Source organism: Maribacter zhoushanensis (assembly GCF_029350975.1).
GTDB lineage: Bacteria > Bacteroidota > Bacteroidia > Flavobacteriales > Flavobacteriaceae > Maribacter > Maribacter zhoushanensis.
Genome location: NZ_JARKMR010000002.1, coordinates 427529 through 451427, shown reverse-complemented (window position 1 = coordinate 451427; position 23899 = coordinate 427529). Strand labels below are relative to the sequence as shown.

Annotated in this window: 23 protein-coding genes; 16 read left to right on the top strand and 7 right to left on the bottom strand. The window is 34.6% G+C overall.

Annotation, left to right across the window (positions count from 1 at the left end):
* Positions 1-14 precede the first annotated feature (14 nt).
* The 8 genes from PXD56_RS08660 to PXD56_RS08625 all read left to right on the top strand — a co-directional run bounded on the left by PXD56_RS08660 (position 15) and on the right by PXD56_RS08625 (position 10122).
* Positions 15-3008 (top strand): WD40/YVTN/BNR-like repeat-containing protein, encoded by a 2994-nt coding sequence (locus tag PXD56_RS08660; RefSeq protein ID WP_276492938.1) that lies wholly within the window; start codon positions 15-17, stop codon positions 3006-3008.
* Positions 3009-3166: 158 nt separating this feature from the next.
* Entirely contained in the window at positions 3167-4498 is a 1332-nt protein-coding gene (locus tag PXD56_RS08655) for a TolC family protein (RefSeq protein ID WP_276492937.1), read from the top strand.
* A gap of 5 nt (positions 4499-4503) precedes the next feature.
* Positions 4504-5715: an efflux RND transporter periplasmic adaptor subunit gene (locus PXD56_RS08650; RefSeq protein ID WP_276492936.1), complete on the top strand. Its 1212-nt coding sequence runs from the start codon at positions 4504-4506 to the stop codon at positions 5713-5715.
* A gap of 5 nt (positions 5716-5720) precedes the next feature.
* The gene (locus PXD56_RS08645; RefSeq protein WP_276492935.1) at positions 5721-6464 is read left to right on the top strand and encodes an ABC transporter ATP-binding protein; all 744 of its coding nucleotides are present in this window, start codon (positions 5721-5723) and stop codon (positions 6462-6464) included.
* A gap of 2 nt (positions 6465-6466) precedes the next feature.
* Entirely contained in the window at positions 6467-7687 is a 1221-nt protein-coding gene (locus PXD56_RS08640; RefSeq protein ID WP_276492934.1) for an ABC transporter permease, read from the top strand.
* A gap of 28 nt (positions 7688-7715) precedes the next feature.
* The gene (locus PXD56_RS08635; protein WP_276492933.1) at positions 7716-8726 is read left to right on the top strand and encodes a sensor histidine kinase; all 1011 of its coding nucleotides are present in this window, start codon (positions 7716-7718) and stop codon (positions 8724-8726) included.
* A gap of 1 nt (position 8727) precedes the next feature.
* Positions 8728-9471 carry a LytR/AlgR family response regulator transcription factor gene (locus PXD56_RS08630; protein WP_276492932.1) on the top strand — a complete coding sequence of 248 codons (744 nt, stop codon included), beginning with the start codon at positions 8728-8730 and terminating at the stop codon, positions 9469-9471.
* Between the two features lie 147 nt (positions 9472-9618).
* Positions 9619-10122 carry a GreA/GreB family elongation factor gene (locus PXD56_RS08625; protein WP_276492931.1) on the top strand — a complete coding sequence of 168 codons (504 nt, stop codon included), beginning with the start codon at positions 9619-9621 and terminating at the stop codon, positions 10120-10122.
* 94 nt (positions 10123-10216) lie between these two features.
* On the opposite strand, the gene PXD56_RS08620 is transcribed toward PXD56_RS08625, so the two are convergent.
* From PXD56_RS08620 to PXD56_RS08610, 3 genes are all read right to left on the bottom strand, one after another.
* Complete coding sequence (locus PXD56_RS08620) at positions 10217-10774, bottom strand: DUF4494 domain-containing protein (RefSeq protein ID WP_276492930.1); 558 nt, start codon at positions 10772-10774, stop codon at positions 10217-10219.
* Between the two features lie 167 nt (positions 10775-10941).
* Entirely contained in the window at positions 10942-11616 is a 675-nt protein-coding gene (locus tag PXD56_RS08615) for a LytR/AlgR family response regulator transcription factor (protein WP_276492929.1), read from the bottom strand.
* Positions 11609-12673 carry a sensor histidine kinase gene (locus tag PXD56_RS08610; protein ID WP_276492928.1) on the bottom strand — a complete coding sequence of 355 codons (1065 nt, stop codon included), beginning with the start codon at positions 12671-12673 and terminating at the stop codon, positions 11609-11611. Before PXD56_RS08610 ends, PXD56_RS08615 begins: the two co-directional genes overlap by 8 nt.
* Positions 12674-12864: 191 nt before the next feature.
* On the opposite strand from PXD56_RS08610, the gene PXD56_RS08605 reads away from it, so the two are divergent.
* From PXD56_RS08605 to PXD56_RS08570, 8 genes are all read left to right on the top strand, one after another.
* Positions 12865-13146: an EF-hand domain-containing protein gene (locus PXD56_RS08605; protein ID WP_276492927.1), complete on the top strand. Its 282-nt coding sequence runs from the start codon at positions 12865-12867 to the stop codon at positions 13144-13146.
* Between the two features lie 29 nt (positions 13147-13175).
* Positions 13176-14636, top strand: a complete 1461-nt coding sequence (locus PXD56_RS08600) for a CotH kinase family protein (protein ID WP_276492926.1) — start codon at positions 13176-13178, stop codon at positions 14634-14636.
* Positions 14637-14728: 92 nt separating this feature from the next.
* Complete coding sequence (locus PXD56_RS08595; RefSeq protein ID WP_276492925.1) at positions 14729-15481, top strand: hypothetical protein; 753 nt, start codon at positions 14729-14731, stop codon at positions 15479-15481.
* Between the two features lie 32 nt (positions 15482-15513).
* Positions 15514-16551 carry a YHYH protein gene (locus PXD56_RS08590; RefSeq protein WP_276492924.1) on the top strand — a complete coding sequence of 346 codons (1038 nt, stop codon included), beginning with the start codon at positions 15514-15516 and terminating at the stop codon, positions 16549-16551.
* 10 nt (positions 16552-16561) lie between these two features.
* Positions 16562-17194 carry a hypothetical protein gene (locus PXD56_RS08585; protein WP_276492923.1) on the top strand — a complete coding sequence of 211 codons (633 nt, stop codon included), beginning with the start codon at positions 16562-16564 and terminating at the stop codon, positions 17192-17194.
* Positions 17195-17318: 124 nt separating this feature from the next.
* A complete protein-coding gene (locus PXD56_RS08580; protein WP_276492922.1) occupies positions 17319-18116 on the top strand; it encodes a YHYH protein in 798 nt (265 codons plus the stop codon).
* 5 nt (positions 18117-18121) lie between these two features.
* Complete coding sequence (locus PXD56_RS08575) at positions 18122-18745, top strand: toxin-antitoxin system YwqK family antitoxin (RefSeq protein WP_276492921.1); 624 nt, start codon at positions 18122-18124, stop codon at positions 18743-18745.
* A complete protein-coding gene (locus PXD56_RS08570) occupies positions 18742-19416 on the top strand; it encodes an SCO family protein (protein WP_276492920.1) in 675 nt (224 codons plus the stop codon). Before PXD56_RS08575 ends, PXD56_RS08570 begins: the two co-directional genes overlap by 4 nt.
* Before the next feature lie 81 nt (positions 19417-19497).
* Here the strand turns inward: PXD56_RS08570 and PXD56_RS08565 are convergent, their stop codons facing one another.
* From PXD56_RS08565 to PXD56_RS08550, 4 genes are all read right to left on the bottom strand, one after another.
* The gene (locus tag PXD56_RS08565; RefSeq protein WP_276492919.1) at positions 19498-20175 is read right to left on the bottom strand and encodes a type 1 glutamine amidotransferase domain-containing protein; all 678 of its coding nucleotides are present in this window, start codon (positions 20173-20175) and stop codon (positions 19498-19500) included.
* 42 nt (positions 20176-20217) lie between these two features.
* Positions 20218-21216 (bottom strand): NADP-dependent oxidoreductase, encoded by a 999-nt coding sequence (locus PXD56_RS08560; protein ID WP_276492918.1) that lies wholly within the window; start codon positions 21214-21216, stop codon positions 20218-20220.
* Between the two features lie 229 nt (positions 21217-21445).
* Positions 21446-22840 carry an NAD-dependent succinate-semialdehyde dehydrogenase gene (locus PXD56_RS08555; protein ID WP_276492917.1) on the bottom strand — a complete coding sequence of 465 codons (1395 nt, stop codon included), beginning with the start codon at positions 22838-22840 and terminating at the stop codon, positions 21446-21448.
* A 20-nt stretch (positions 22841-22860) separates the two neighbouring features.
* Positions 22861-23601 (bottom strand): SDR family oxidoreductase, encoded by a 741-nt coding sequence (locus PXD56_RS08550; RefSeq protein WP_276492916.1) that lies wholly within the window; start codon positions 23599-23601, stop codon positions 22861-22863.
* Between the last annotated feature and the right edge of the window lie 298 nt (positions 23602-23899).

The window sequence follows — 23899 nt, the reverse complement described above, 5'->3', positions numbered from 1 at the left end:
TTATCTACACTTAAATGAAACCTTACTTTCAACAACTTGCAATTGCAGTATTTGCATTAGCCTCCACAACACTATTTTCTCAAGATTTTTCAGCTTTACAATACCGTACCGTTGGTCCACAAAGAGGTGGTCGCGTAACTACCGTTACCGGCACTCCTGTTTTGCCCGGTACATTTTATTTAGGTGCCTCTGGCGCCGGTGTCTGGAAAACGGATGATTATGGAACTACATGGAATAATATTTCTGACGGATTTTTTGATACTCCATCTATAGGTGCCATTGAAGTTGCACTAAATGACCCCAACATTGTGTACGTAGGTACCGGTTCTGATGGATTGCGTAGTAACATTATTAGTGGAAAAGGCATGTACAAGTCTATAGACGCAGGTAAAACATGGAACCATATAGGATTAAAGAATGCAGGACAGATTGGTGCTGTGGAAATTGATCCTACTAACAGTAATATAGTTTGGGTTGCGGCCATTGGTGATGCTTTTAAAGAAAATGAAGAACGTGGAATCTATAAGACTACGGATGGCGGTACTACATGGGAAAAAATGTTGCATATTTCTAACACAACCGGATTCGCAGATTTAGAATTACTACCCGGTAACCCTAATGTGGTTTATGCTGCCGCTTGGAAAGCACAACGTACACCTTGGACAATTATCTCTGGTGGCGAAAATAGCGAAGGCGGAATTTACAAATCAGTAAACGGAGGTAAAGATTGGATAAAACTGGAAACGGGCTTACCTCAAGGTTTAATCGGTAAAATTGATTTGGCAGTTTCTGCCGTTGATTCTAGTATTTTATATGCAGTAATTGAAGCTCCTGGAAAAGAAGGTGGCGTTTATAAATCTGTAGATCAAGGAAAATCTTTTATTCAGACCTCTAGTAATATAGGGCTTGTAAACAGACCTTTCTATTATACAAATATTGAGCTTGACCCAACAAACCCTGACATAGTTTATAGTAATGCCAACCCATTATTGAAATCTATTGATGGTGGTAAAAGTTGGAAAAGAATGACTGTTCCCCATGGTGACAATCATGATATCTGGTTGAATCCTAATAATCCAGATTTATTGATTCAGTGTAATGATGGTGGTGCAAATGTTTCTCATAACGGCGGTAAAACATGGTCTTCGCAATTTAACCAACCTACGGCAGAAATATATCAAGTAGCGGTAGATGATCAATACCCATATTGGATTTATGGAGCACAACAAGATAATACAACCATTGCCATACCAAGTTCAGCCCCTAGCGGTACTTCTGCACAGGGTACTCAAGTTATGATTGAAGTTGGTGGTTGTGAAACCGGTCCATCAATACCTAAACCAGGCAATCATAATATCGTTTATAATAATTGTAAAGGTCGTTTTAGCGTTTACAATAAAATTACCGGAGTAGGTAGGGAATACTCTATAGGAGCTTCTAATATATATGGGCACAATCCTAAAGATTTAAAATATCGTTTTCAACGTGTAGCTCCCGTTCATGTTTCACCACATGACCCAGATGTTGTGTATATGGGCTCTCAATTTGTACATAAAACTAGAAACGACGGAGTCATTTGGGAAACAATTTCGCCAGATTTAACAGCTTTTGAAGCTGATAAACAGGTGAATTCCGGTAGTCCAATAACTAGAGACATTACAGGTGAAGAATATTACAGTACAATTTACTCTATACGAGAATCTAAAGTTAAAAAAGACCTTATTTGGACAGGCTCAAATGACGGCGTAGTTTCTTTAACACAAGATGGTGGACAAACTTGGACGAACGTAACGCCTAAAAAAATGCCAAAAGGAGGTAGAGTTGAATCAATAGAACCTTCTCAATTTAATCCAGCAAAAGCTTATATATCAGTTGATAGACATTTATTAGGTGATCCTACTCCATATTTCTATAAAACCGAAAATTATGGTAAAACTTGGGAATTATTGACAAACGGAGTTCCATCAGATTATACGAGTAAAGTTTTACGTGAAGACCCAAAAACGGCAGGTCTGTTATATGCCGGTACAGAATATGGCATGTTCGTTTCATTTAATGATGGTCAAAAATGGAAGTCATTTCAACAAAACTTACCCGTTACACCAATTACCGATATTATCATTAATAGAGGAGATTTGGTATTAAGTACAATGGGTCGTGGATTCTGGGTATTGGATAATATTACTTCATTAAGAAACCCATCAATGGCATCTTTAAAAGATACGACTGTTTTGTTTCAACCAGATAACACAATACGTTACAGAACTCCGCGACGTGATAAAGGTTTCCCTAATTATCCAAAAACGGGAGTTTTAATTGATTATTACCTACCTAAAGATGGTAAAAACAATGTGCAATTAGAAATTTTGGATGCTAATAAACAGACAATAGCAACTATCATCAGTGATTCAACCAAGATGAAATCCAGTAAAGAAGAAGTGGATAATATGAGTTTGAGCATGTCTTTCAGCTACTTTGACACAAAATTGGAAACTAAGAAAGGCTTGAATAGATTTCAATGGGATATGCGCCAAAAAGGCGCTTGGAGCGATAATAAATCTAGAAGCTACAAAAACGGACCTATAGTGCTACCAGGAAGGTATACAGTTAAATTAACTGTAGACAAAGAAACCTATGAGCAGCCATTTGAAATTTTGGTTGATCCACGATTAGCCGAAGAAGGGATTGATGAAACTATTATAACAGAGCATTTAGCTTTTGAAAATAAAGTACTTGATTTATTGACTGATGCAAGAAAATTTCAAAGTGATTTAGAAGCACAAATAAAGAAAAGCAAAGGCACTAAAAAGGAATCTTTGGAATCTGTTTTAAAGACAATTAAAAATGACAAAGGTGCTTATCCACAGCAAATGTTGGTTCCTCAAATAGCCTATTTATCATACATTGTTGGTGGTGTAGATAAAATACCAGGTCAAGAAGAAGTAGAGCGACTAAAAGACCTTCAGCAGCAGTTAAATACTGTGAAACAACAAGCACAATTAAATTAAATGGATACAGGCAATTGCTGTTTTAAATAGCAATTGCCTGATATTCTCGTCGATAAAATTCGACTTTCTACATATACAAACTACCTATTCTTCTATTCCTTTTTATTAAGGTAGTATAAAGTTTCACTTTTGGAGTGTTAATTAAAAACACGCTTAAAATGAAACAATTTATAATTATAACAAGCATTTTATGTGCTCAGTTTGGTTTTTCGCAAGAAACAGAAACTGAAGAGGCATCAAAAATATGGTCCTTAGAAGATTGTATTTCATATGCCATTGAAAACAATATCACCGTTAAAGATGCCGAAATAAATGCCAATATTTCTGAAGTAGATTATAAAACGGCTAAATCTGCCAAACTTCCTAATCTATTCGGTAGCGCATCTCAAAATTTTTCTAGTGGTACCACTATTGATCCTATTACAAGTGATTATGTTTCTGATCAGATACATAGTACAAATTTAGGAGTTAACAGTTCTATGACGCTCTACCAGGGTAATCAATTAAGCAATCAAGTAAAGCAAAATAAACTTTTAATAGAGCAAAATAGTTTACTGGCGCAAGAGGCTAAAAACAATATTGTTATAAGCATTTTAGAGTCATATCTACAGGCATTATACAGCAAAGAGGGTATCACCATTGCAGAAAATAATTTAGCTGCATCAGAAAAAGAAGTGCTAAGAGCAAAATCAAGGTTAGAAGCCGGTACCATAGCATTAAGCGACTATACAGAGGCACAAAGTCAAGCAGCTACCAATAAGTATAATATTATTGCCGCTAAAAATGATTATGAGCTTAACATTATAGACCTAAAGCAATTGTTGGAATTATCGCCTTTAGATGATTTACAAATAGAAACGGTAGATGAAAATCATGATTTAATTCATTTAGAACTAAACAAAGAAGCAATCTACACAAATGCTTTATCGTATTTGCCAGAAGTAGAGGCCAGTACCACCAATATCTTGATTAACGAAAAAGAGTTAGAAATAGCCAAAGGAGGTTATTTACCTACGTTGTCATTAACAGGTAGTCTTGGTTCTGGGTATACAAGTATTAGCGACAATACTTTTTATGATCAACTAGATGTCAATTTTAACCAGAGACTTGGTTTAAGCTTAAGCGTTCCAATTTTTAATAGAAACAAGACTAAATCTGCTGTACAAATTGCTGCATTAAATATAGAAAAAGCAGAAATACAAAAGCAAGTAGTAGAAAAAGAAGTTATTAAAAAGGTAGAAACAGCTTACCAATATGCACTTTCTTCTCAAGAGCAATTAGTTGCTGCAGAAGCATCACAAAGTGCCGCAGAACAATCTTATAACCTTGCACAAAAAAGGTATGAGCTTGGAGATTTAAGTACTACCGATCTAGTGGTAAGTCAGAATACATTTACCAATGCGCAACAGAATTACATACAGTCTAAATACCTAAATATTTTATACCATCAATTATTACAATTTTATCAAGGAAACAAAATTAAACTTTAGTCAAAATGAAAAATAAAAATAAAATCATAATAGGAGGTGTCGTATTGGCCATCTTTGCTTTTGTTGCTTACAGCTTTCTAAAAGGTAATGACACAACAGCTATTGAAGTTAAGACCATAGCGGCAAGAAAAGGTAATGTTACCACAATGGTAACGGCTACCGGAACCATTGAGCCAACTAATCAAGTAGACGTAGGTACACAAGTGTCTGGCGTAGTGGAAAAAGTGTACGTAGATTATAATAGCGTAGTTACCGAAGGGCAACTTATTGCAGAATTGGATAAAACCAACCTAAAAGCAGCTACTACACAAGCCCAAGCAGCTTATGATAATGCTATAAGCCAACGTAATTATTTACAGACCATTTACGAAAGGCAGAAAAGTTTATATGAAAATCAAGTTATTAGTAAGTCTGACTTTGATGATGCTCTTTATAATTACGAAACGGCTAAAGGTACAGTAACACAGCGTTTATCAGATTTGCAACAAGCGAAAACAAATTTAGGTTATGCCAATATATATTCTCCTATAGACGGTGTGGTATTATCTAGAGATATCGAAGAAGGGCAAACCGTTGCGGCTAGTTATAGCACACCTACATTGTTCACCATTGCACAAGATTTAAAAGAAATGCAAGTGGAGGCAGATGTTGATGAAGCGGATATAGGGGAGGTTACCGTAGGGCAACGTGTTAGCTTTACCGTAGACGCCTATCAAGAAGAAGAATTTGAGGGCGAAGTTACACAAGTACGGCTAGATCCTACCGTGACATCTAATGTTGTAACCTATACGGTTGTCATTAAAGCTGATAATCCAGATTTAAAATTAAAACCAGGGTTAACGGCAACCATATCAATCTATACGTTAGAGCTAAAAGATGTTTTATCGATAGAGGCAAAGGCTATTAATTTTAAACCTACACCTCCGGAAATGATGGCTTACAATCAACAAGAGAATATAATTGTTGATCGTCCTGAAGGCGGATCAAGGCAGGATGGTGATAAAGGAACAAAAGTATGGGTATTGGAAAATAATGGAGCTATATCTCCTAAAGCGGTAACTCTTGGTGCAAGCGATGGTGTTAACGTTCAAATTCTTGACGGAATTAACGAAGGTGATAAATTAGTATACAGCTTAAAATCTGAAACAACACAAACAGATGCTTCGGCAGGAGGAGAAGAAAGTCCGTTTATGCCACAACGACCTGGAAAAAGATAAGCGCTATGAGTAAAGAAATCATAAAAATAGAAAATTTAAAACGTGAGTTTACCATGGGTACCGAAACGGTTCATGCTTTACGTGGAATTTCATTTACCATAGAAGAAGGTGAATTTGTTACTATTATGGGATCTAGTGGTTCTGGAAAAAGTACCATGCTTAATATTTTAGGTTGTTTGGATCAACCTACTTCAGGAAATTATGAGATTGATGGTGTTGCCATGAAAGACTTGAGCAGAAATGAACTTGCTACCATAAGAAACGAAAAAATAGGATTCATTTTTCAATCGTATAATCTCTTGGCAAGAACATCGGCTATTGAAAACGTTGAGTTGCCTTTGCTATATAACAGTAAGGTTTCTACAGAAGAACGTAGAGAACGTGCTGTAAAAGCACTTGAAATGGTTGGACTAGGGGAAAGGTTGCATCACACACCATCACAATTATCCGGAGGTCAGCAACAACGTGTAGCTATAGCAAGGTCATTGGTAAACAACCCGGTTATGATATTGGCAGATGAAGCTACAGGTAATTTGGATACCAGAACATCATATGAAATAATGTCGTTGTTTCAAGATCTAAATAGAAAGGGAATTACGATCACTTTTGTAACACACGAACCTGATATTGCAACATTTAGTAGTAGAACTATTGTTTTGAAAGATGGTAACATTATTCAAGATTACAATAATAACAATATACAGTCTGCAGCAGAAGAATTGGCGAAGTTGCCACAAGAAAATCATTAATTATGAGAATACTTAATTTATTAAAAATTGCATATAAAGCTATCGTTCTTAATAAGATGAGAACTTTACTGACCATGTTGGGTATTATAATTGGTGTAGCATCGGTTATAGCAATGCTAGCCATTGGCGAAGGATCTAAAGAGAGTATACGATCTACCATATCTAGCATGGGGTCTAACATGGTTACCATAAGCCCTGGTACAGATGACCGTGGACCGGCTAGAGGTAGTGGTGGCGATGTTCAGACACTAACTTTAGATAATTATGAAACAATAAAGGAAAAAGCGGACCTATTGAGCTATGTTACCCCTGTTGTTAACGGAGGCGGACAAGTAATTAACGGAGCCAGTAACTGGCCAAGTAGTATATACGGTGTAAACCCTGACTATTTGGAAATTAAGGCTGTAGGTCTACAAAGTGGCAGTATGTTTACAGATGCCGAGGTCAAATCTTCCTCTAAGGTGGTTTTATTAGGCCAAACCGTAGTAGACAATGTTTTTCCTGATGGGCAAAATCCTGTTGGACAAATGATTAGGTTTGATAACATACCTTTCAAGGTAATAGGAGTGTTGGAAGAGAAAGGAGAAAATACCTTTGGGCAAGATCAAGATGATGTAGTTATTGCTCCATATACCACAGTGCAAAAACGTATTTTAGCTATAGATTACTTGAACCAAATCATGGCGTCTGCCATTAGTGAAGATGATGCACAAGAAGCGGTTACACAAGTAAGTGAAATATTACGCGAAGAACATAAACTACTGGATACCGAAGAGGATGATTTTTCAGTACGTTCTATGGAAGAACTGATATCTACTTTTAGCTCAACAAGCGAAATGTTGACCGTATTATTGGTTGCCGTGGCTAGTATATCTTTACTTATTGGTGGTATTGGTATTATGAATATTATGTATGTATCCGTGAAAGAAAGAACTAAGGAAATTGGTTTACGAATGGCAGTTGGTGGCAGGGGATCAGATATTTTAATGCAATTTCTAATAGAAGCTATTTTAATTAGTATAACAGGAGGTTTGCTGGGTGTATTATTGGGCTTAGGAGCTACGGTGTTTATTGAAAAGTTCTTACTTTGGCCTACAAGTGTCGCTTTATATTCAATTGTGGTGTCATTTGCGGTTTGTGCCGTAACAGGTATATTCTTTGGTTGGTACCCTGCAAAGAAAGCATCTGCTTTAGACCCAATTACAGCTTTACGATACGAATAAACAGATTATGTATAAAAACAAAAAAATTATGATTGCTCAGCACCTTCTCATATGGTTGGTGCTGTTTAGTATGCCTTTTATTCTTTCGTACAGCGAAGATCAAGACTTAAATAGGTTGATTGCGCATTTCTTTATACCTATGCTTTTCTATGCAATTATATTCTACACTAATTTTTTAGTATTAATCGATAAGTTCTTATTTACCAAGAAAACCTGGACTTTTATAGGAATCAATTTAATTATGATCTCACTGTTTATTCTAGTAAAAGAACAACTAGAGGATAATTTCTTTAAAGAGCTTATTAGAAAACCTTTAGAAAATGGTAGAGCTGGTCCTCCATTTAAATTGTTTATCTATGTACAGATGTTATCTTATGCGGCACCATTGCTTTTTTCAATAGCAATAAAATCAACAAAAAGGTTGGTTAGAACAGAAGCAGAGCGTAAAGAGGCGGCAAACTTTAAGCTACAGACAGAGTTGCAACATTTAAGGTACCAACTGCAACCGCATTTCTTCTTTAATTCTTTGAATAATATTTATTCTTTAGTTGATTTATCGCCAGACAAGGCAAAATCAACCATTCATAGCTTAGGTAAACTTATGAGATACCTGCTTTATGAAACCAATACGGAGCTAGTTTCATTAAGTAAGGAAATTGAGTTCATGAGAAAATATATAGAACTCATGAAACTTCGGTTAACCGATAATACGACTATAGAATCTAGTTTTCCTATTAGCGAACCTAACATTAAAATTTCACCTCTACTATTCATATCATTAATTGAAAATGCTTTTAAACACGGTGTTTCCGCAAACAAAAAGAGTGTTATCTCCATAGATATGATTACCAAAGAAAATGATGTTATTTTTAAAATAGAAAATTATAATTTTCCAAAGGAAACTAGCGATAAAAGTGGCTCTGGTATAGGTTTACCTAACCTGGAGAAAAGATTAGAATTATTATACCCCAATAAACACATTTTTCAAAAAGAAATAAAAGACGGTATATATTCGGTGTATTTAAAAATTGAAATTTAATATGGAAGCTACTCAAATTACCTGTATGATTGTTGACGATGAACCCATGGCTGTTAATCTGGTAGAAAGTTATGTAGAAAAAACACCATATTTAAAATTGATAAAAAAATGTAGTAGTGCCATTGAAGCTATGCAATTTTTAAATTCAGAACAGGTAGATCTTCTTTTTCTTGATATTCAAATGCCCGATTTAACGGGAATTGAATTTTCTAAAATGCTACCGAAAAATTCTAAAGTAATTTTTACCACTGCGTTTGACCAATATGCTCTAGAAGGCTTTAAAGTAGAGGCTTTGGACTATTTGCTTAAACCTTTTGATTATGCTGAATTCTTAACTGCTTCTAACAAAGCGTTAGAATGGTTTAAATTGGTTAGAAGCAATAAAACTGTTCAAGCTCAAGAACCTTCTCAAGAGAAAGAGTTTCTTTTTGTAAAATCAGAATACAAGCAACTACGCATTAAACTTGCAGATGTAATGTATTTTGAAGGATTAAAAGACTACATTAAAATTTGGCTTAAAGATAATCCTAAACCAATATTGACGCTAATGAGCCTTAAGAGCTTAGAAGAAGAACTACCTAAATCTCATTTCATGCGCGTTCATAGATCTTTCATAGTATCTCTAAAATATGTTGAAGTAATAGAGCGTAGCCAAATCATTATCAACAAACAACGCATTACCGTTTCTGAACAATACAAACCTCAATTTCTAGAGTATATCAATAATAATTCATTGAATACATAACATTAGTTTATTTAGAACGAGGCATTATTATTTCTAAAAAATTACCTGAACGTTATCGTACAATTACCTTAATAGAGGTAATTATAATTTGCATCTAATTAATGTCCCCTAAGCTGAAATATTAATTTTAATTAAAATTGATATAAAATGAGCAGAGGGTTTGTAAAAGAAGAAGATCAAGAAGAAATACCAATGGTACCACCAAGGGCAGATTTACCTAATGCTGTAACCAACTATGTTACCTCAATAGGATATAATAATCTGTTAGCCGAAAAAAAGTCACTAACAATTGAAAAAGAATCTTTGCAAACTAATGATGAAAAAGAACTGCGTATAGCCAACAATTTAATCAGTGCAAAAATGCAATTGTTAAACGAGCGAATTTCTACTGCAAAAATTGTAGACTTAAGTAAACAACCAGAGAACGAAGTTCGTTTTGGTGCAACCGTTCTTGTAAAGATTGATAATGCTACTACCATTCAACAATTTCAAATAGCAGGTGTTGATGAAGCGGACATAGCAAAAGGCAAAATTTCATTTTTATCACCTATTGCGCGTATGTTAATATCCAAACAGGTTGGTGATACTACTTCCTTAAATTTAGGTAAGGTTAAATGCGTATTTAAAATCGTAGCTATTTCTTACTCGTAATAATTACAACTCTATATTGTTCTAATCTTATGGTATATAAAACAAAAGGGACCCAATTGGGTCCCTTTTGTTTGTATTATTTAACTAAAAGTGCTTATTCTTCACTTGACATTACGTCACTTAATTCTAGTTCTTCATCCATAGAATTATCTACCGGTACTGAATCTTTTAAAATATTAAATTTCTCTACACGTTCCATATCATCTTCCTCTCCAGAGAAATAAGGAAAAACATCCATAATAGGAGATTCTGAAATAGATGGTACCGAGTATTCGCCCATTGTATCTTTCATGACACTAATGGTATTGTCATAAGCTTCTTTTACATCGTTTGCCTGTATTAGCAAATACATGTTGGTTTTACGTTCTTTACCACTTTCTTCATCAAAGGCAATTAAAGAAACTTTTGATTTAAACCAACGGTCTGAATTCTCAAACGGATGAATTTCAGCAAAATTTGCCACCTTAATATTGGTAATTTTGATTTCTTCGGTATCACTTAAGTAAGCAGACATTTCTTCGGTAATTCTACTTTCTGCTTCTGTATAAGATATAGCATCTACCAAAAAAGGTTCTGTCTTTACCTTCAACATTCCTGAAGCTTCGTCTAATTTTCTGTATTTTATTTTACACTCGTACCACGTTGCACTCATATTTTCCATTTTTTTTGGGGTGCTAAATATACTTCTTAGTCATAGTTTGCAACACCTAAAAAAGCAATAGATATTCACAATCTCAATTGAAAAATTGTAGATGCTTAAAAATTAGATACTTATATTAAACTTAAATATGATATTGTTTTGGGAAATAAAATTAGTGCTTAAAACAACTCTTCTTTTACCAAATCATAGTAAGAATCACTCACCGGTATTATGACATCTGAAAGCAAAAGATCTCTTCCTTTTAGCCCTGTAACACTGTTTCTATTTATGATATAAGATCTATGAACTCTCATAAACAACGAGCTAGGCAACTCTTGCTCTAAAGTTTTTAAGCGTTGGTTACTAACTATTTTTTTGTTAGCTAAATGAAATGTAACATACTCACTATCACTAACTATATATTGTACATCTTCAAACTTTACTTTATGTAAATCGTAACCAGATTTAATAGTAAAAGAATTAGACTTTTCTACTGTATTATTAGTTTTTACCTTATTTACTGCAGTGACAAAGCGTTCAAAAGTAATTGGCTTTAAAAGGTAGTCTACGGCGTTTAACTCATAACCTTCCAGGGCATATTGTGAGTAGGCAGTTGTGAATATTATTTTGGTATTTGCGTTCACCATTTTTGCAAAATCAGTACCCTTTATCTCTGGCATTTGAATGTCTAAAAACAAAAGGTCTACAGAATGCTCTTTCATAAGTTGCAATGCCTCTAACGGGTTCTCCGCTTCACCAACTAGATGTAGAAAATCTAATTTTGATATATAGGATACCAGCAGGGAACGAGCAAGTTCTTCATCATCTACTACTATACAATTTATGCTAGTCATGCAACTGTAGTTTTAGGTTTACTTTAAATGCTTTAGTGGTTTCATTTATTGTTAAATTATGTCGGTTAGCGTACAAGATTGCCAAACGTTTTTTAACATTCTCTATACCAATTCCACCAACATCATCTTTGGTTATTTGGACCTCAGGCTTACTATTCTCTATTTCAAAATCTATATGATTTGAAGAAGCAGTAATCTTCAAGTTAATAAAAGTGCCTGTTATCTTTTCAATATTACTGTGCTTTAAGGCATTTTCCAAAAAAGGAATCAATAACATAGGCACTATTTCTACATTTTGGTCTTCAATTGAAAAAGATGTAGTAATAGGGTATGTTTTACTACTTTTTAAGCAGAACAACTTAATATAATTTTCAATGTAATCTATCTCTTTATAGAGTGGCACTATCTCTTGCTCACACTCATACAATACGTACCTGAGCATATCAGACAAATAGCTTATACTTTGTTGTGTTCTTGTAGAATCAATAGCAGATAAGGCATAAATATTATTTAAAGCATTGAAAAGAAAATGTGGATTGATCTGTGATTTCAACAGTTTTAATTCGGTCTGTAAAGCTTCGTTTCTATTTAAAATTATTTCTTCTTCTTTTCTCTGAGCAAATAAAAATAACTCTACCAAAGTGGCTATTGCAGAAGCGATAGCTATTAAAAGAAGGTTGATGAAAAATTTTGAAGGTGGTCTACGGTTGGCTGCTATACGTGGTCCGTCTTCAAATCTAGGACCTGGACCAGGCCTTGGACCGGGAGTCATTTGTGTGTCTAAACCTATTACCGTGTCTGGTACAACATTAGTTAAAACGAGTGTTACAACCACAACGGCAGCTATCGAAATTAATGTGAAAGCTACATATTTCTTCTTTAATAATAATTGTGGAATGGTAAAGTATATAAGTATGGCAATAACCACAATTTGGCAGATTAATGCCGTAACATTTTCACTTACAAATTGAAAATCACTACCACTAAATATCCAGGCGGTTGCCCAAATTAAAAGCCAAAGGACTACATGAAATAAAAAATTCTTATGTCTGTTCATGATGCAAATAAAAGGAATAAAAACTCAAACATATCTAGTAAATAGCACTTTAAACCGTTGATAAATAAGCATTCACCATTTAAAATATAGTATTCACTTAAAACTAAACGGCAAACACTTAATACGCTCATATGGCATTCAAGTTTCTTACATCTTTGTAATGAAATTATTAATCATTAAAAATAAAACATATGAAACGTATTACTTTAAAAACAGGATTATTATTTGCTATGTTGGTCGCTTTTGGAACCGTAGCTGTAAACGCACAGTCTAAAGGGGAAAAAAGAGAAAGACCTACTTATGAAAAATTAATTAAAGAAATGGATGCCGACGAAGATGGTTTGCTTTCTAAAGAAGAAGTGAAAGGGCCTTTAAAAGATAATTTCACTGAAATAGACACCAATGAGGATGGTTACATTTCTGAAGAAGAATTTGATAATGCACCTAAACCAAAAGGGAGACCAAGAAACTAAGTGTCATTAATCATTAAAAAATAGCACAGATGAGTATTAAAAATATTAAGGTTGTTTTACCGGTTCAAAAAATACTATTGTTCTTATCTATCACTTCTTTCATTGCTTGTAGTGATGATGATAGTATTGTTGATACTGATGTAGATGATGAAATTGCAGAAGAGGAAGAAGAAGTTAGTACTACGGTTGACGATAGTGATTTTGAAGCGACAGATTGGACTACGGCTACACATAGTAAAGATGCCGATCCAGATTTTGAAGAGGTATTTGAAGATAATGCTGTAAAACGCCTTGATATTGTTATTACCGAAGCTCGTTGGGAAAATATGCTTGAAAACATGACAGAACTTTACGGTTCTTTTGGAAGTTCTGGACAATCATCACCCGGCGCAGCTACATCAACTGACGAAGATCCAATTTTTGTGCCTGCAGAAGTTTTTTATGAAGGTACAGAATGGTATAGGGTAGGAGTTCGTTTTAAAGGTAATTCTAGCTTACAATCTACTTGGCAATCTGGAAACCTAAAACTTTCGCTTAAACTTGATTTTGATGAGTTTGAAGACGACTATCCACAAATAGATAATCAACGTTTTTATGGTTTTAAAAAATTAAGCCTTAAAAATAATTACGATGATAAATCTATGCTTCGTGAAAAAGTTGCTGCAGATGTATTCCGCAACGCCGGGTTAGCAGTTTCTAACACAGCTTTTTATACGCTTTACATAGATCATGGTGATGGTCCTATATATTTTGGACTTTACACACTGGTTGAAGAAGTTGACGATACTGTAATTGATGAACAATTCTCTGATAACGATGGTAACTTATATAAACCAGATGGTGATGCCGCAACTTTTGCTGCAGGCACTTATGATGAAGATGAGTATGTAAAAAAGACAAATGAAGATGAAGCAGATTTTTCAGATGTTGAAAGTCTTTTAAATATCATTAATGATGCATCTAGAACTACAGATGCCGCAACCTGGAGATCAAATTTAGATGCGGTACTTGACACAGATGTGTATTTAAAATATTTGGCCACCAATACGGTTATTCAAAATTGGGATACCTACGGTAGAATGTCTCACAACTATTACTTGTATAATAACCCAGATACTGATAAACTAAATTGGATTCCTTGGGATAACAATGAAGCTTTACAAGATGGAAAACAACAAGGTGCGGTAGCGTTAGATTTTTCTGATGTAAATGCATCAGAATGGCCTTTATTGTCATACATCTATAATGATGAAGAATATCAAGCAAAATATGACGCTTATGTTCAAGAAGTTATAGAAGGTCCATTTAATGAAACTACAATTCAAGCTTTATATACTACTTATTCAACTTTGGTTGAACCTTATGCCACCTCTGAAAATGAGGGATATACATTCTTGAACTCTAGTGCAGATTTTCAAAATGCGATAAACGAACTTAATACACATGCTACTAGTAGAACAGCAGCAGTTAATAGTTACTTAAACAGATAACACTTGTTGAATTTAGCCCAAGGCTTCATGAGAAATCGTGAAGCTTTTTTTAACTATCGGTGTTAATTGGGGTTGTAATAAAATTGCTAACAATGGTATTGTTCAGAAAAGTTAGAAATAAACTTTTACGCTTAGAAAAATTTAAAACATATTTCATTTACGCACTTGGGGAAATTGTGCTCATAGTACTAGGTCTCTTAATTGCTTGGAAAATTAACGACCTAAATGAAATTAGAAAAAATAGAATAGTAGAAGTAAAAATTTACAAAAGTTTAAGTCAAGAGCTAGATACAAATTTGGTTGTCTTAGATAGTGCAATTGTAGACTATACAAAGAGTATTCAAATGCTACAGAATACAATTAACTATTTGGGCGATCAACCCAGCGAACTTACACAGAAAGCAAAGTCTTTGATCGTTAATTTAAACTATGACAAAACTATTGTAAGAAATGAAGCTATTAATTCAATAAATGCCACCAGTAAGTTTGAGTTTATTGAAAGTGACAGCCTTAAAGAATTGATTGCTGCATACCCAAATGAATTAGATAGCTTCAATAACCAGCAAAATAAAATAGAAAATATAATAACAGAAAGGCTAAAGCCATTAATAGAAAAACATATTTCATTATTAGAAATTTTACCTAAAAACAGTTATAGCTATCATCGTGTTAAAAATTACGGCATACAATCTAACTACCCAGATTTATTGGAGAACAGGGAATATCAAAACGGGGTTATAGACCGGCTCATACAAACTAAAAATCAATTGGTCATAGCTAAGAGCTTAAGGCATAAAACGGAAAATATTGCAACAAAATTAAATCAAGAATTACACAGACCTTAATCATATTTAATTAATAATCTAAAAATAATATTATGATACAACAAAATAAATATTCAATTTTTGCATTCGCATTTTTTGCATTCTTAGCATTAAATTTTGGTAGCTGTAGTAGTGATGATTCTTCACTAGACGAAGATGTTACCATAGATGAAAATGACGAAACAGACATGTCTACCGATGATTTGGCCATAAATGTTGACGCTTCGTATTTTTTAACTAGTGATGGTACGGTTACTATAACCACAGTACCCTGTACACTTTCAGATGGTACTTCTACAGATTGTTATGAAATAGTAACCAATAGTCTACCTTCTGATCACAATATGGGACCGTGGTGCCCAGGGAATATTTCTGATGATGATACAGCCGGCGGTATTTGGTTAGAAGGCGGGGAAGTTTATGATGTAGACGGAGCTTTCGTAGAAAATATGGCTGAATTTTATAATGACTCTAATTGGCTAATGTACGATGCAAATGGCGATATCTATATTACAGATACTGAAGATGACTGCATTAACGCTGCAAATCCAGATGTTGGTGAAGCATATGAAAACTTCTGTGTAGAATGTCTTCCGTCTTATATTACCAACCTTTCACAAACATTTACTATTCCTGTTACCCCCGTTGCGCAATCTACAGATGTGTACTTTTCAACTGCTGGTCAAGGAGGCGGTCCAGGCACTGTTAGCACTTTACCATCTACACGTGGGGTTGCTTTAAACGGTATAGAATTTTCTGCTCCGGCACCTACAGATAATATTTTAGGCGCTTATACACTTGCTCCTTTTGATGATGCCGGCGGACATATCAATGTACATCAAGGATACCATTATCATGCAGCTACGGGCTTTAGTACTACTATTGCGCAAGAAGACGGTCATGCCGCTTTAATAGGATACGCCATGGATGGTTATGGTATTTATGAATATACCGATGCCGATGGTAATGCGCCTACCGGCTTAGATGATTTACGCGGTCACACAGATGACACTCGCGGTTATCATTACCATGTAGACGAAGCAGGAAATAATAATTTCATTAATGGATTACACGGTGCTTACGCCGAATAAAAATAGCGGTATGAAAAAATATATCTTATTAATAATCATAATGTGTTCATCAGCTATAGGCTTTGCTCATAGCCCTGATGCTTCTACTCTAGTTCTAGCAGAACAGAAGAATAGTACTTGGGTCTTACAAATAAATGCATCGCTAACAGCTTTTCAACAAGAAGTTAGAACTCATTTTGCCGATACACCTTATAAAACACCCGAAGAATTTCAAGAGATGGTATTAGCACATATCAAGAATAATTTACTTATTTCTTTTAATAACGGTGAACAAATAACTTTAGGCAAGGGTATTGTAAAACTTGGACATGAGACAAAAGTCATTTTTGAAATAAAAGATATACCAGCCTCAATTGAGTCTGCAGTAATTTCTAATAAGGTGTTTGACGATATAAGTAGAAACCAAAGTGTATTAATGGTTTTTAAAGAAGGTTTTGTTAAAGATCATTTCAATTTAAACCAAGCTAATGACCATACTATTGCACTCTTGGTCAAAGACAATAAGTTCGTTGAAACGGCGCAACAGAATGCAAATATCTCACCTTCATTGATTATAATCTTTCTATTGGCATTTATGGGGTTAGGATATTTGATTAAAAAAATGCTTAAATTAAAGACGAAGTCTACTGTTCAAGATGATTAATCTTATTTAAATGATTGATTCACTTAAACACTATGGTCATTCGCTGATTTTATAAATATTGCAAACAATTAATTATTAGTATTGTACCAATAAAATCGACAAATAAAATTTAAACTTACTTGTTATGAGAAAAAAAATATTTAAAAGAGTTCCCTCTATATCCATCGTTTTGGCACTATCCTTTATCACCTTAATTGCTTGTAGTAGCGATAGTGTTGATGATGGTGTACTAGAAGATATAGCTTCAGATGATTCTAGTACCGATTCTGATGATGATGAAATTGCTACAGAACTTCATGCTGCGTATGCTGCTTTTAATACAGATGCTGTTACCATTTATTTAGATGGTTCTGAAGTTGTTATTGAGACTACAGGTTTACCCAATCATGAAACCGTTTACTGGGGAGAGGGAAATTCTTTGTATAAAGATGAACCAGATGTAGCCCTTACACCTAGCATCATGTCCAGTAATAACAATGCTTATACCATACGTGTAGATGCTACCCCAAATTTAACAGGTAGTACCGTGCAAACAGATTTAGGTACTATTGGTATTGCGGTAAGTGGATCTTCTTTGTTTAATGATCAAGAAGGTGGCGGGGCATTGGATCAAGCAGCAGCTAGTCTAGATTGGACAGGAGCGCATATAGGCCCTGGGGTGTATCATTATCATCTAGAACCAAAAGCATTTACCAATGATGATGAAAATTTGGTAGGTATACTTTTAGATGGTGTATTTCTATACGGAAGAAAATGTAGTGCTACCGGCGATTACCCTACAGATTTAGATGCCTCTGGCGGTCATACTTCTACAACGCAATATTCAGATGGTGAAGAAGAATATCACTATCACATCATTAACGAGGTTTATTCAACAACTGGATCTTATATAGCATTTGCAGGTCCGTTTCAAGGATATTAATAGTTATGAAAATTACTTCTCTTTTCACATTCGTTTTTCTTTTGTTCATTTCATTGAGCGGTTGTAAACATACAACCGAAAAATCTCAAAGTAACAAAGAGCAATTGGTCATTGAAAACGTAACAAAGTTTAAAGATGAGTTAGAACTTAACCAATTAGAAGGAACATGGTATTACAAAAACTCACCTTATGATGGCTATTCTTTAGTTTTACACGAAAATGGACAATTGGCTGAAAAGGTGGGTTTCATTGATGGCAAAAGACAAGGCGTTGCGCAACGGTTTTCTACAACCGGTGCATTGCGGGTAGAATATCATTACAAAGACAATCGTTTAGAAGGTTCTTATAAAACCTGGTGGAAAAACGGCCAACTTGCACAAGAAGCCAGTTATGTAAATGGTAAGATACATGGCGTAGAGAAAAAATGGTATACAGACGGTCAATTGGCAAAAGAAAGACAATTGGTCAACGGTAAGGAAGAGGGTTTGCAAAAAGCTTGGCTTCAAAATGGAACCCTGTATGTAAATTACGAAGCTAAAAATGGACGCATATTTGGATTAAGAAGAGCAAATTCTTGTTACCAATTAGAAGATGAAACTGTGGTTAGATCAGAAAATGAAGCATTATGAGAAAGACTCTATTTTATATAGCTGCCATATTACTTTTTACGGGTTGTAAACAGACAATCAAAAAAGAGAATATACCGGTAACCGAAACCAGTAGGGTAGAGCACTTACCCTATTACAACGATGAATCTTTTACACCACATTGGTTGACACCAAATACTGAAGAGGAAAAGCAATTTCATAAAATTCCTGATTTTAAACTTGTTGATCAACTAGGGGATACGCTCACCCAAAAATCATTTGATGATAAAATTTATATCACTGATTTCTTTTTTACAACATGCCCTGGTATTTGTCTGAAAATGACCAATAACATGACCAAGGTGCAAGAGGCATTTCTAGATAATCCTGAGGTTGCTATTCTTTCACATTCCGTAACTCCGTCTATTGACTCTGTATCAGTACTAAAAACATATGCCGAAAAAAATGGAGTTATTAATTCTAAGTGGCATTTAGTTACCGGAGACAAGACTGAGATTTACAATTTAGGGAGAAACGAATATTTTGTAGAAAACGATTTAGGTATTCCAAAAGATATTAATGACTTTCTACACACAGAAAACTTCTTATTGATTGATAAGAACAAACATATTAGAGGAATCTACAACGGACTAAACCGTGCTTCAATAGCACAATTGATAACCGATGTAAATGCCTTGTTAGAGGAGAGTTAATGTCAATTAACAAGATGTTTAACAAATTAAAAGCCCGTAAACTATTGTTTACGGGCTTTTCAAATTATTTACACCATGCTTTTACTTTAAAGCAGCTAATAATTTCTCTGCTACAGCTTCAGATGAAGCCGGGTTTTGACCTGTAATAAGATTTCCATCCTGTACAGCGTATGAAGCCCAATCTTCTTTCTTAGAGTAGATTCCGCCATTTTCTTGTAGCATGTCTTCAACCAAAAAAGGAACTACTTCTGTCAATTGAACAGCTGCTTCTTCACTGTTTGTGAATCCGGTTACTTTCTTACCTTTTACTAATGGCTGACCATCAGTTCCTTTTACACCTTTTAATGCTGCTGGAGCGTGACAAACAAATGCAACTGGTTTTTCTTGTTCATTAAATGTTTCTATCAATTTAATAGAAGTAGCATCATTAGCTAAATCCCATAACGGTCCGTGACCACCTGGGTAGAAAACTGCATCAAAATCAGCGGCATTTACATCAGCCAATTTTTTAGTATTGTTGATTACGTTTTGAGCATCTTTGTCTTCCTTATAACGCTTTGTATCTTTTGTTTGAGCGTCTTCAGAATCACTACTTGGGTCAATTGGTGCTTGTCCACCCTTTGGTGTTGCAACCGTAATTTCAGCGCCTTTATCTAATAATGCGTAATACGGAGCCGCAAATTCTTCAATCCAAAATCCTGTTTTCTTTCCTGTGTCTCCTAATTCATCATGAGACGTTAATACAAATAATATTTTCATTTTTTTTGTTTTTAAGTTATTGATTTATAATGTGTTTATGTTCTAGACTTTCACTATCATTTTACCTTTATTCTTACCATCCATCATATCTAAGAATGCTTTTGGTGTATTCTCAAAACCTTCAACCACAGTTTCTTTATATTTTAATTTCCCTTCACCCAGCCAAGCTGCTAATTGCTTCATAGCTACAGGAAATTTTTCTGCGTAATTAGAAACGATGAACCCTTGCATCAAAGCACTGTTTTTAACCAAGAAAGGTTGTACAGCGACTGCCATAGGGGTTTCCGTCTTGTTATATACAGATATAGCACCACAGATAATAATACGAGCAAATTGATTGATGTTGAATAACACGGCATCAGAAATTGGTCCGCCAACATTATCAAAGTAGACATCCACTCCGTTTGGAGCCGCTTCTTTAATAGCAGCTTTCATATCTTTGGTTGTTTTGTAATTGATACCGTGGTCAAAACCGAATTCTGATTTCAACATATCTATTTTTTCATCTGAACCGGCAATACCGATAACATTTAGTCCTAGAATTTTACCAATTTGTCCTACTACGCTACCAACGGCACCTGCGGCACCAGAAACCACTAAGGTTTCTCCTTTTTTAGGTTTACCTATTTCATGAAGACCTAAAAATGCCGTTAAGCCCGTCATTCCAATAATTCCTAAGAATGCACTTAACGGAGCTTTACTTTTATCTACTTTCTGTAAACCTTCACCTGTGGAAACCTGTTTTTCTTTCCATTGCAATAGTCCAGAAACAAAATCTCCTTTTTGAAAATTATCATTTTTAGAGTCTACAACTTCTGCAACTATACCAGAACTAATTGGCTCACCAACTTTAAATGGCGGTACGTAAGATTTGGCATCACTCATTCTACCACGTAAGTAAGGATCAACAGATATATAATTTGCCTCCAATAGAATTTCTCCATCAGAGATAGTAAGATTATCGTTTAATTCTTCAAATTCAAAATCTGAAAGAGTAGGGGTACCTACCGGACGTTGTTTTAAATTAATTGATTTATTCATAAGTCTTTCGTTTAAGTTTTATATCACTTTTAAAATCCTCATTGTAATATTTACTTCTTTACAATTTCACAGATTAAATAAAGGTTTGACAACCATTTGTTAATCACAATCCAAAGGTATTACAAAAAAAGAATGAACATTCATTTTTTAACATAGCTTTATAAAACGAATTCATTTTTATATTCAAAAAAAGCATCTATAAAGATGCTTTTTAATGCTTGCTGCAATTTTATTTCATAATGGTAATGGCTTTCACATTTACAAATTCTTTCATACCAAAACCACCGTGTTCTCTTCCATATCCAGAATCTTTAACACCGCCAAAGGGCATCATAGGGTTTGCTAAACCAAAAGAATTTATAAATATCATCCCTGTATCAAAATGCTTTTCCGCTAATTCAATGGCTTTATCAACATCTTTAGAAAAGATTCCGCCACCTAATCCAAATCTGCTATCATTAGCTATACGCATAGCATCTTCATTATCTTTTGCTTTAATTAATGAAGCAACCGGTCCAAATAATTCATCGTCGTACGCTGGCTGACCTGGCAATACGTTACCCAACACAGTAGCAGGGTAGAAGTAACCTTCCCCTTCAGGAATTTTTCCTCCGCATAATATTTCTGCTCCTTTCTCTACACTTTCTTCAAGTTGTTCATGAATCTTTTTTCTCAAATCTTCACGAGCCATTGGTCCTAATTCAGTTTCTTTTTTCTTAGGGTCTCCAATTTTCAAAGCGTTCATTGCTTTCACGAACTTTTCTTTGAACTCATCATATACTTTTTCTGTAGCCACAAATCTCTTAGCGGCTATACAGGTCTCTCCATTATTATAGATTCTACCCATAACACTTTTTTCTACAGCCAAATCAATATCGGCATCATCTAGCACCAAGTAAGCATCATTACTACCAAGCTCAAGCACTGTCTTTTTCAATTGTGCACCAGCCAATTCACCAATTTTTTCTCCCGCAACCGGGCTACCGGTTAAGGTAACACCTCTAATTAATTTATGTTCTATAATCGCATTAGACTGCTCATGATCAATAACCATGACATTGAATAAATTCTCAGGTAGACCAGCTGTATCAAATATAGATTTCAACAATTTTGCCGTACCTGTAACGTTAGATGCATGTTTTAGCAAAATACTGTTACCAGCCATTAAGTTAACAATAGTATATCTTAATACTTGATAACTTGGGTAGTTCCATGGTTGAATACCATATATAATTCCCATCGGTGAATAGGTTATAATTCCTCTTCCTCCATCAGATAATTTTTTTTCTTCATTTTTTAAAAATTCTGGAGCGTTTTCTGCAGAATAATCGCAAATTGATGTACAAAGGTCGACTTCATGCTCGCTTTGAGATAAAAGTTTACCCATTTCATCGGTCATTAACTCTGCTAGCTCTTTCTTATGATTCTGTAATTCTTTACCTATAGATTTTATAATCTCGCCGCGTTCTTCAATGGATTTCATTTTCCATTTCAAAAATGCTTTTTGAGAGTTTTGAATGCTTTCCTCTACTTGATCATCTGTCATATATGCGTATGTGGACAGTGTTTTTCCTGTAGTAGGGTTAATTGTTTTGAATGTATCTTGTTTTGTTGTCGTAGACATAATTTGTTTTTAAATTTTATTTATTGTTGTTCACTTGGTACCAAATACACATCATTGATGTTTACTCTATTTGGTTGTGTTAAAACATAGTAGATGCTGTTAGCAATATCTTCTGCTTCTAAGGTTTCCATCTTTTGCATTTCTTTCATCATCTCTTTAATATCCTCATCGCTAATGGTGCTTGTCAAATTAGTAGCGACTGCACCAGGTTCTATAGAGGTGATATTAATTCCGTATTTCGGTGCCAATTCTTGACGCAGTCCTTCTGAAAACATTTTCACTGCAGATTTGGTTGCACAATACACTGCACCACCTGGAAAATATCTATTTGCAGCCATTGAAGAAATATTAATGATATTACCGCCTTTGTTAGCTTTTAGCTCTGGTAATACTGAAGCAACCCCGTTCAGGACTCCTTTGATATTCACATCTACCATCTTATCCCACTCGTCAGTTTTAAGTTTTTCAACAAATGATAAAGGCATTAATCCTGCATTGTTGATTAAACCTGATATTTTACCGTATTCGCGTTTAGTTTTAGAAACAACATTTTCGAAATCTGCTTTCTTTGTTACATCGCCCGCTACCACTAAGGCTTCTCCGCCTTTTTCATTAATGTTAGATTTCAGGTCGTTTAACTCATCTTCGCTTCTCGCCATTAAAACAACCTTAGTTCCATTTTCGGCTAGTTTTATTGCTGTTGCTTTGCCAATTCCGCTTGATGCTCCCGTTATTATAATTACTTTATCTTCTAATTTCATAGTGTATTAATTTTGATTTGAAGACAAGTTAATAGGTATGAAATGACTCTTTTAGCTAGATTAAATGAAGTATTAACCGATATGGAAATGAGGTAAGATTGAAACTTTACGAGTCAAAAAAACCAACGAAATAGAACTCCCTAGCAAGTACACAAGTAATTACACTAGCAATATGATAAATGCTATCGTTAATAATAGGGTAGGGTATTCAGTGGTCATTTAATATATGACCGTAAGCTATATAATAGCATATACAGCAATGTATTAAGTTGTTCTAGACCCAAAAAAAAGTAGAAAA

Bases quoted from the DNA above. Each gene is read 5' to 3' on its own strand.
- PXD56_RS08660 (WP_276492938.1), top strand. From the start codon at position 15: ATGAAACCTTACTTTCAACAACTTGCAATTGCAGTATTTGCATTAGCC.
- PXD56_RS08655 (WP_276492937.1), top strand. From the start codon at position 3,167: ATGAAACAATTTATAATTATAACAAGCATTTTATGTGCTCAGTTTGGT.
- PXD56_RS08650 (WP_276492936.1), top strand. From the start codon at position 4,504: ATGAAAAATAAAAATAAAATCATAATAGGAGGTGTCGTATTGGCCATC.
- PXD56_RS08645 (WP_276492935.1), top strand. From the start codon at position 5,721: ATGAGTAAAGAAATCATAAAAATAGAAAATTTAAAACGTGAGTTTACC.
- PXD56_RS08640 (WP_276492934.1), top strand. From the start codon at position 6,467: ATGAGAATACTTAATTTATTAAAAATTGCATATAAAGCTATCGTTCTT.
- PXD56_RS08635 (WP_276492933.1), top strand. From the start codon at position 7,716: ATGATTGCTCAGCACCTTCTCATATGGTTGGTGCTGTTTAGTATGCCT.
- PXD56_RS08630 (WP_276492932.1), top strand. From the start codon at position 8,728: ATGGAAGCTACTCAAATTACCTGTATGATTGTTGACGATGAACCCATG.
- PXD56_RS08625 (WP_276492931.1), top strand. From the start codon at position 9,619: ATGAGCAGAGGGTTTGTAAAAGAAGAAGATCAAGAAGAAATACCAATG.
- PXD56_RS08620 (WP_276492930.1), bottom strand. From the start codon at position 10,774: ATGAGTGCAACGTGGTACGAGTGTAAAATAAAATACAGAAAATTAGAC.
- PXD56_RS08615 (WP_276492929.1), bottom strand. From the start codon at position 11,616: ATGACTAGCATAAATTGTATAGTAGTAGATGATGAAGAACTTGCTCGT.
- PXD56_RS08610 (WP_276492928.1), bottom strand. From the start codon at position 12,673: ATGAACAGACATAAGAATTTTTTATTTCATGTAGTCCTTTGGCTTTTA.
- PXD56_RS08605 (WP_276492927.1), top strand. From the start codon at position 12,865: ATGAAACGTATTACTTTAAAAACAGGATTATTATTTGCTATGTTGGTC.
- PXD56_RS08600 (WP_276492926.1), top strand. From the start codon at position 13,176: ATGAGTATTAAAAATATTAAGGTTGTTTTACCGGTTCAAAAAATACTA.
- PXD56_RS08595 (WP_276492925.1), top strand. From the start codon at position 14,729: ATGGTATTGTTCAGAAAAGTTAGAAATAAACTTTTACGCTTAGAAAAA.
- PXD56_RS08590 (WP_276492924.1), top strand. From the start codon at position 15,514: ATGATACAACAAAATAAATATTCAATTTTTGCATTCGCATTTTTTGCA.
- PXD56_RS08585 (WP_276492923.1), top strand. From the start codon at position 16,562: ATGAAAAAATATATCTTATTAATAATCATAATGTGTTCATCAGCTATA.
- PXD56_RS08580 (WP_276492922.1), top strand. From the start codon at position 17,319: ATGAGAAAAAAAATATTTAAAAGAGTTCCCTCTATATCCATCGTTTTG.
- PXD56_RS08575 (WP_276492921.1), top strand. From the start codon at position 18,122: ATGAAAATTACTTCTCTTTTCACATTCGTTTTTCTTTTGTTCATTTCA.
- PXD56_RS08570 (WP_276492920.1), top strand. From the start codon at position 18,742: ATGAGAAAGACTCTATTTTATATAGCTGCCATATTACTTTTTACGGGT.
- PXD56_RS08565 (WP_276492919.1), bottom strand. From the start codon at position 20,175: ATGAAAATATTATTTGTATTAACGTCTCATGATGAATTAGGAGACACA.
- PXD56_RS08560 (WP_276492918.1), bottom strand. From the start codon at position 21,216: ATGAATAAATCAATTAATTTAAAACAACGTCCGGTAGGTACCCCTACT.
- PXD56_RS08555 (WP_276492917.1), bottom strand. From the start codon at position 22,840: ATGTCTACGACAACAAAACAAGATACATTCAAAACAATTAACCCTACT.
- PXD56_RS08550 (WP_276492916.1), bottom strand. From the start codon at position 23,601: ATGAAATTAGAAGATAAAGTAATTATAATAACGGGAGCATCAAGCGGA.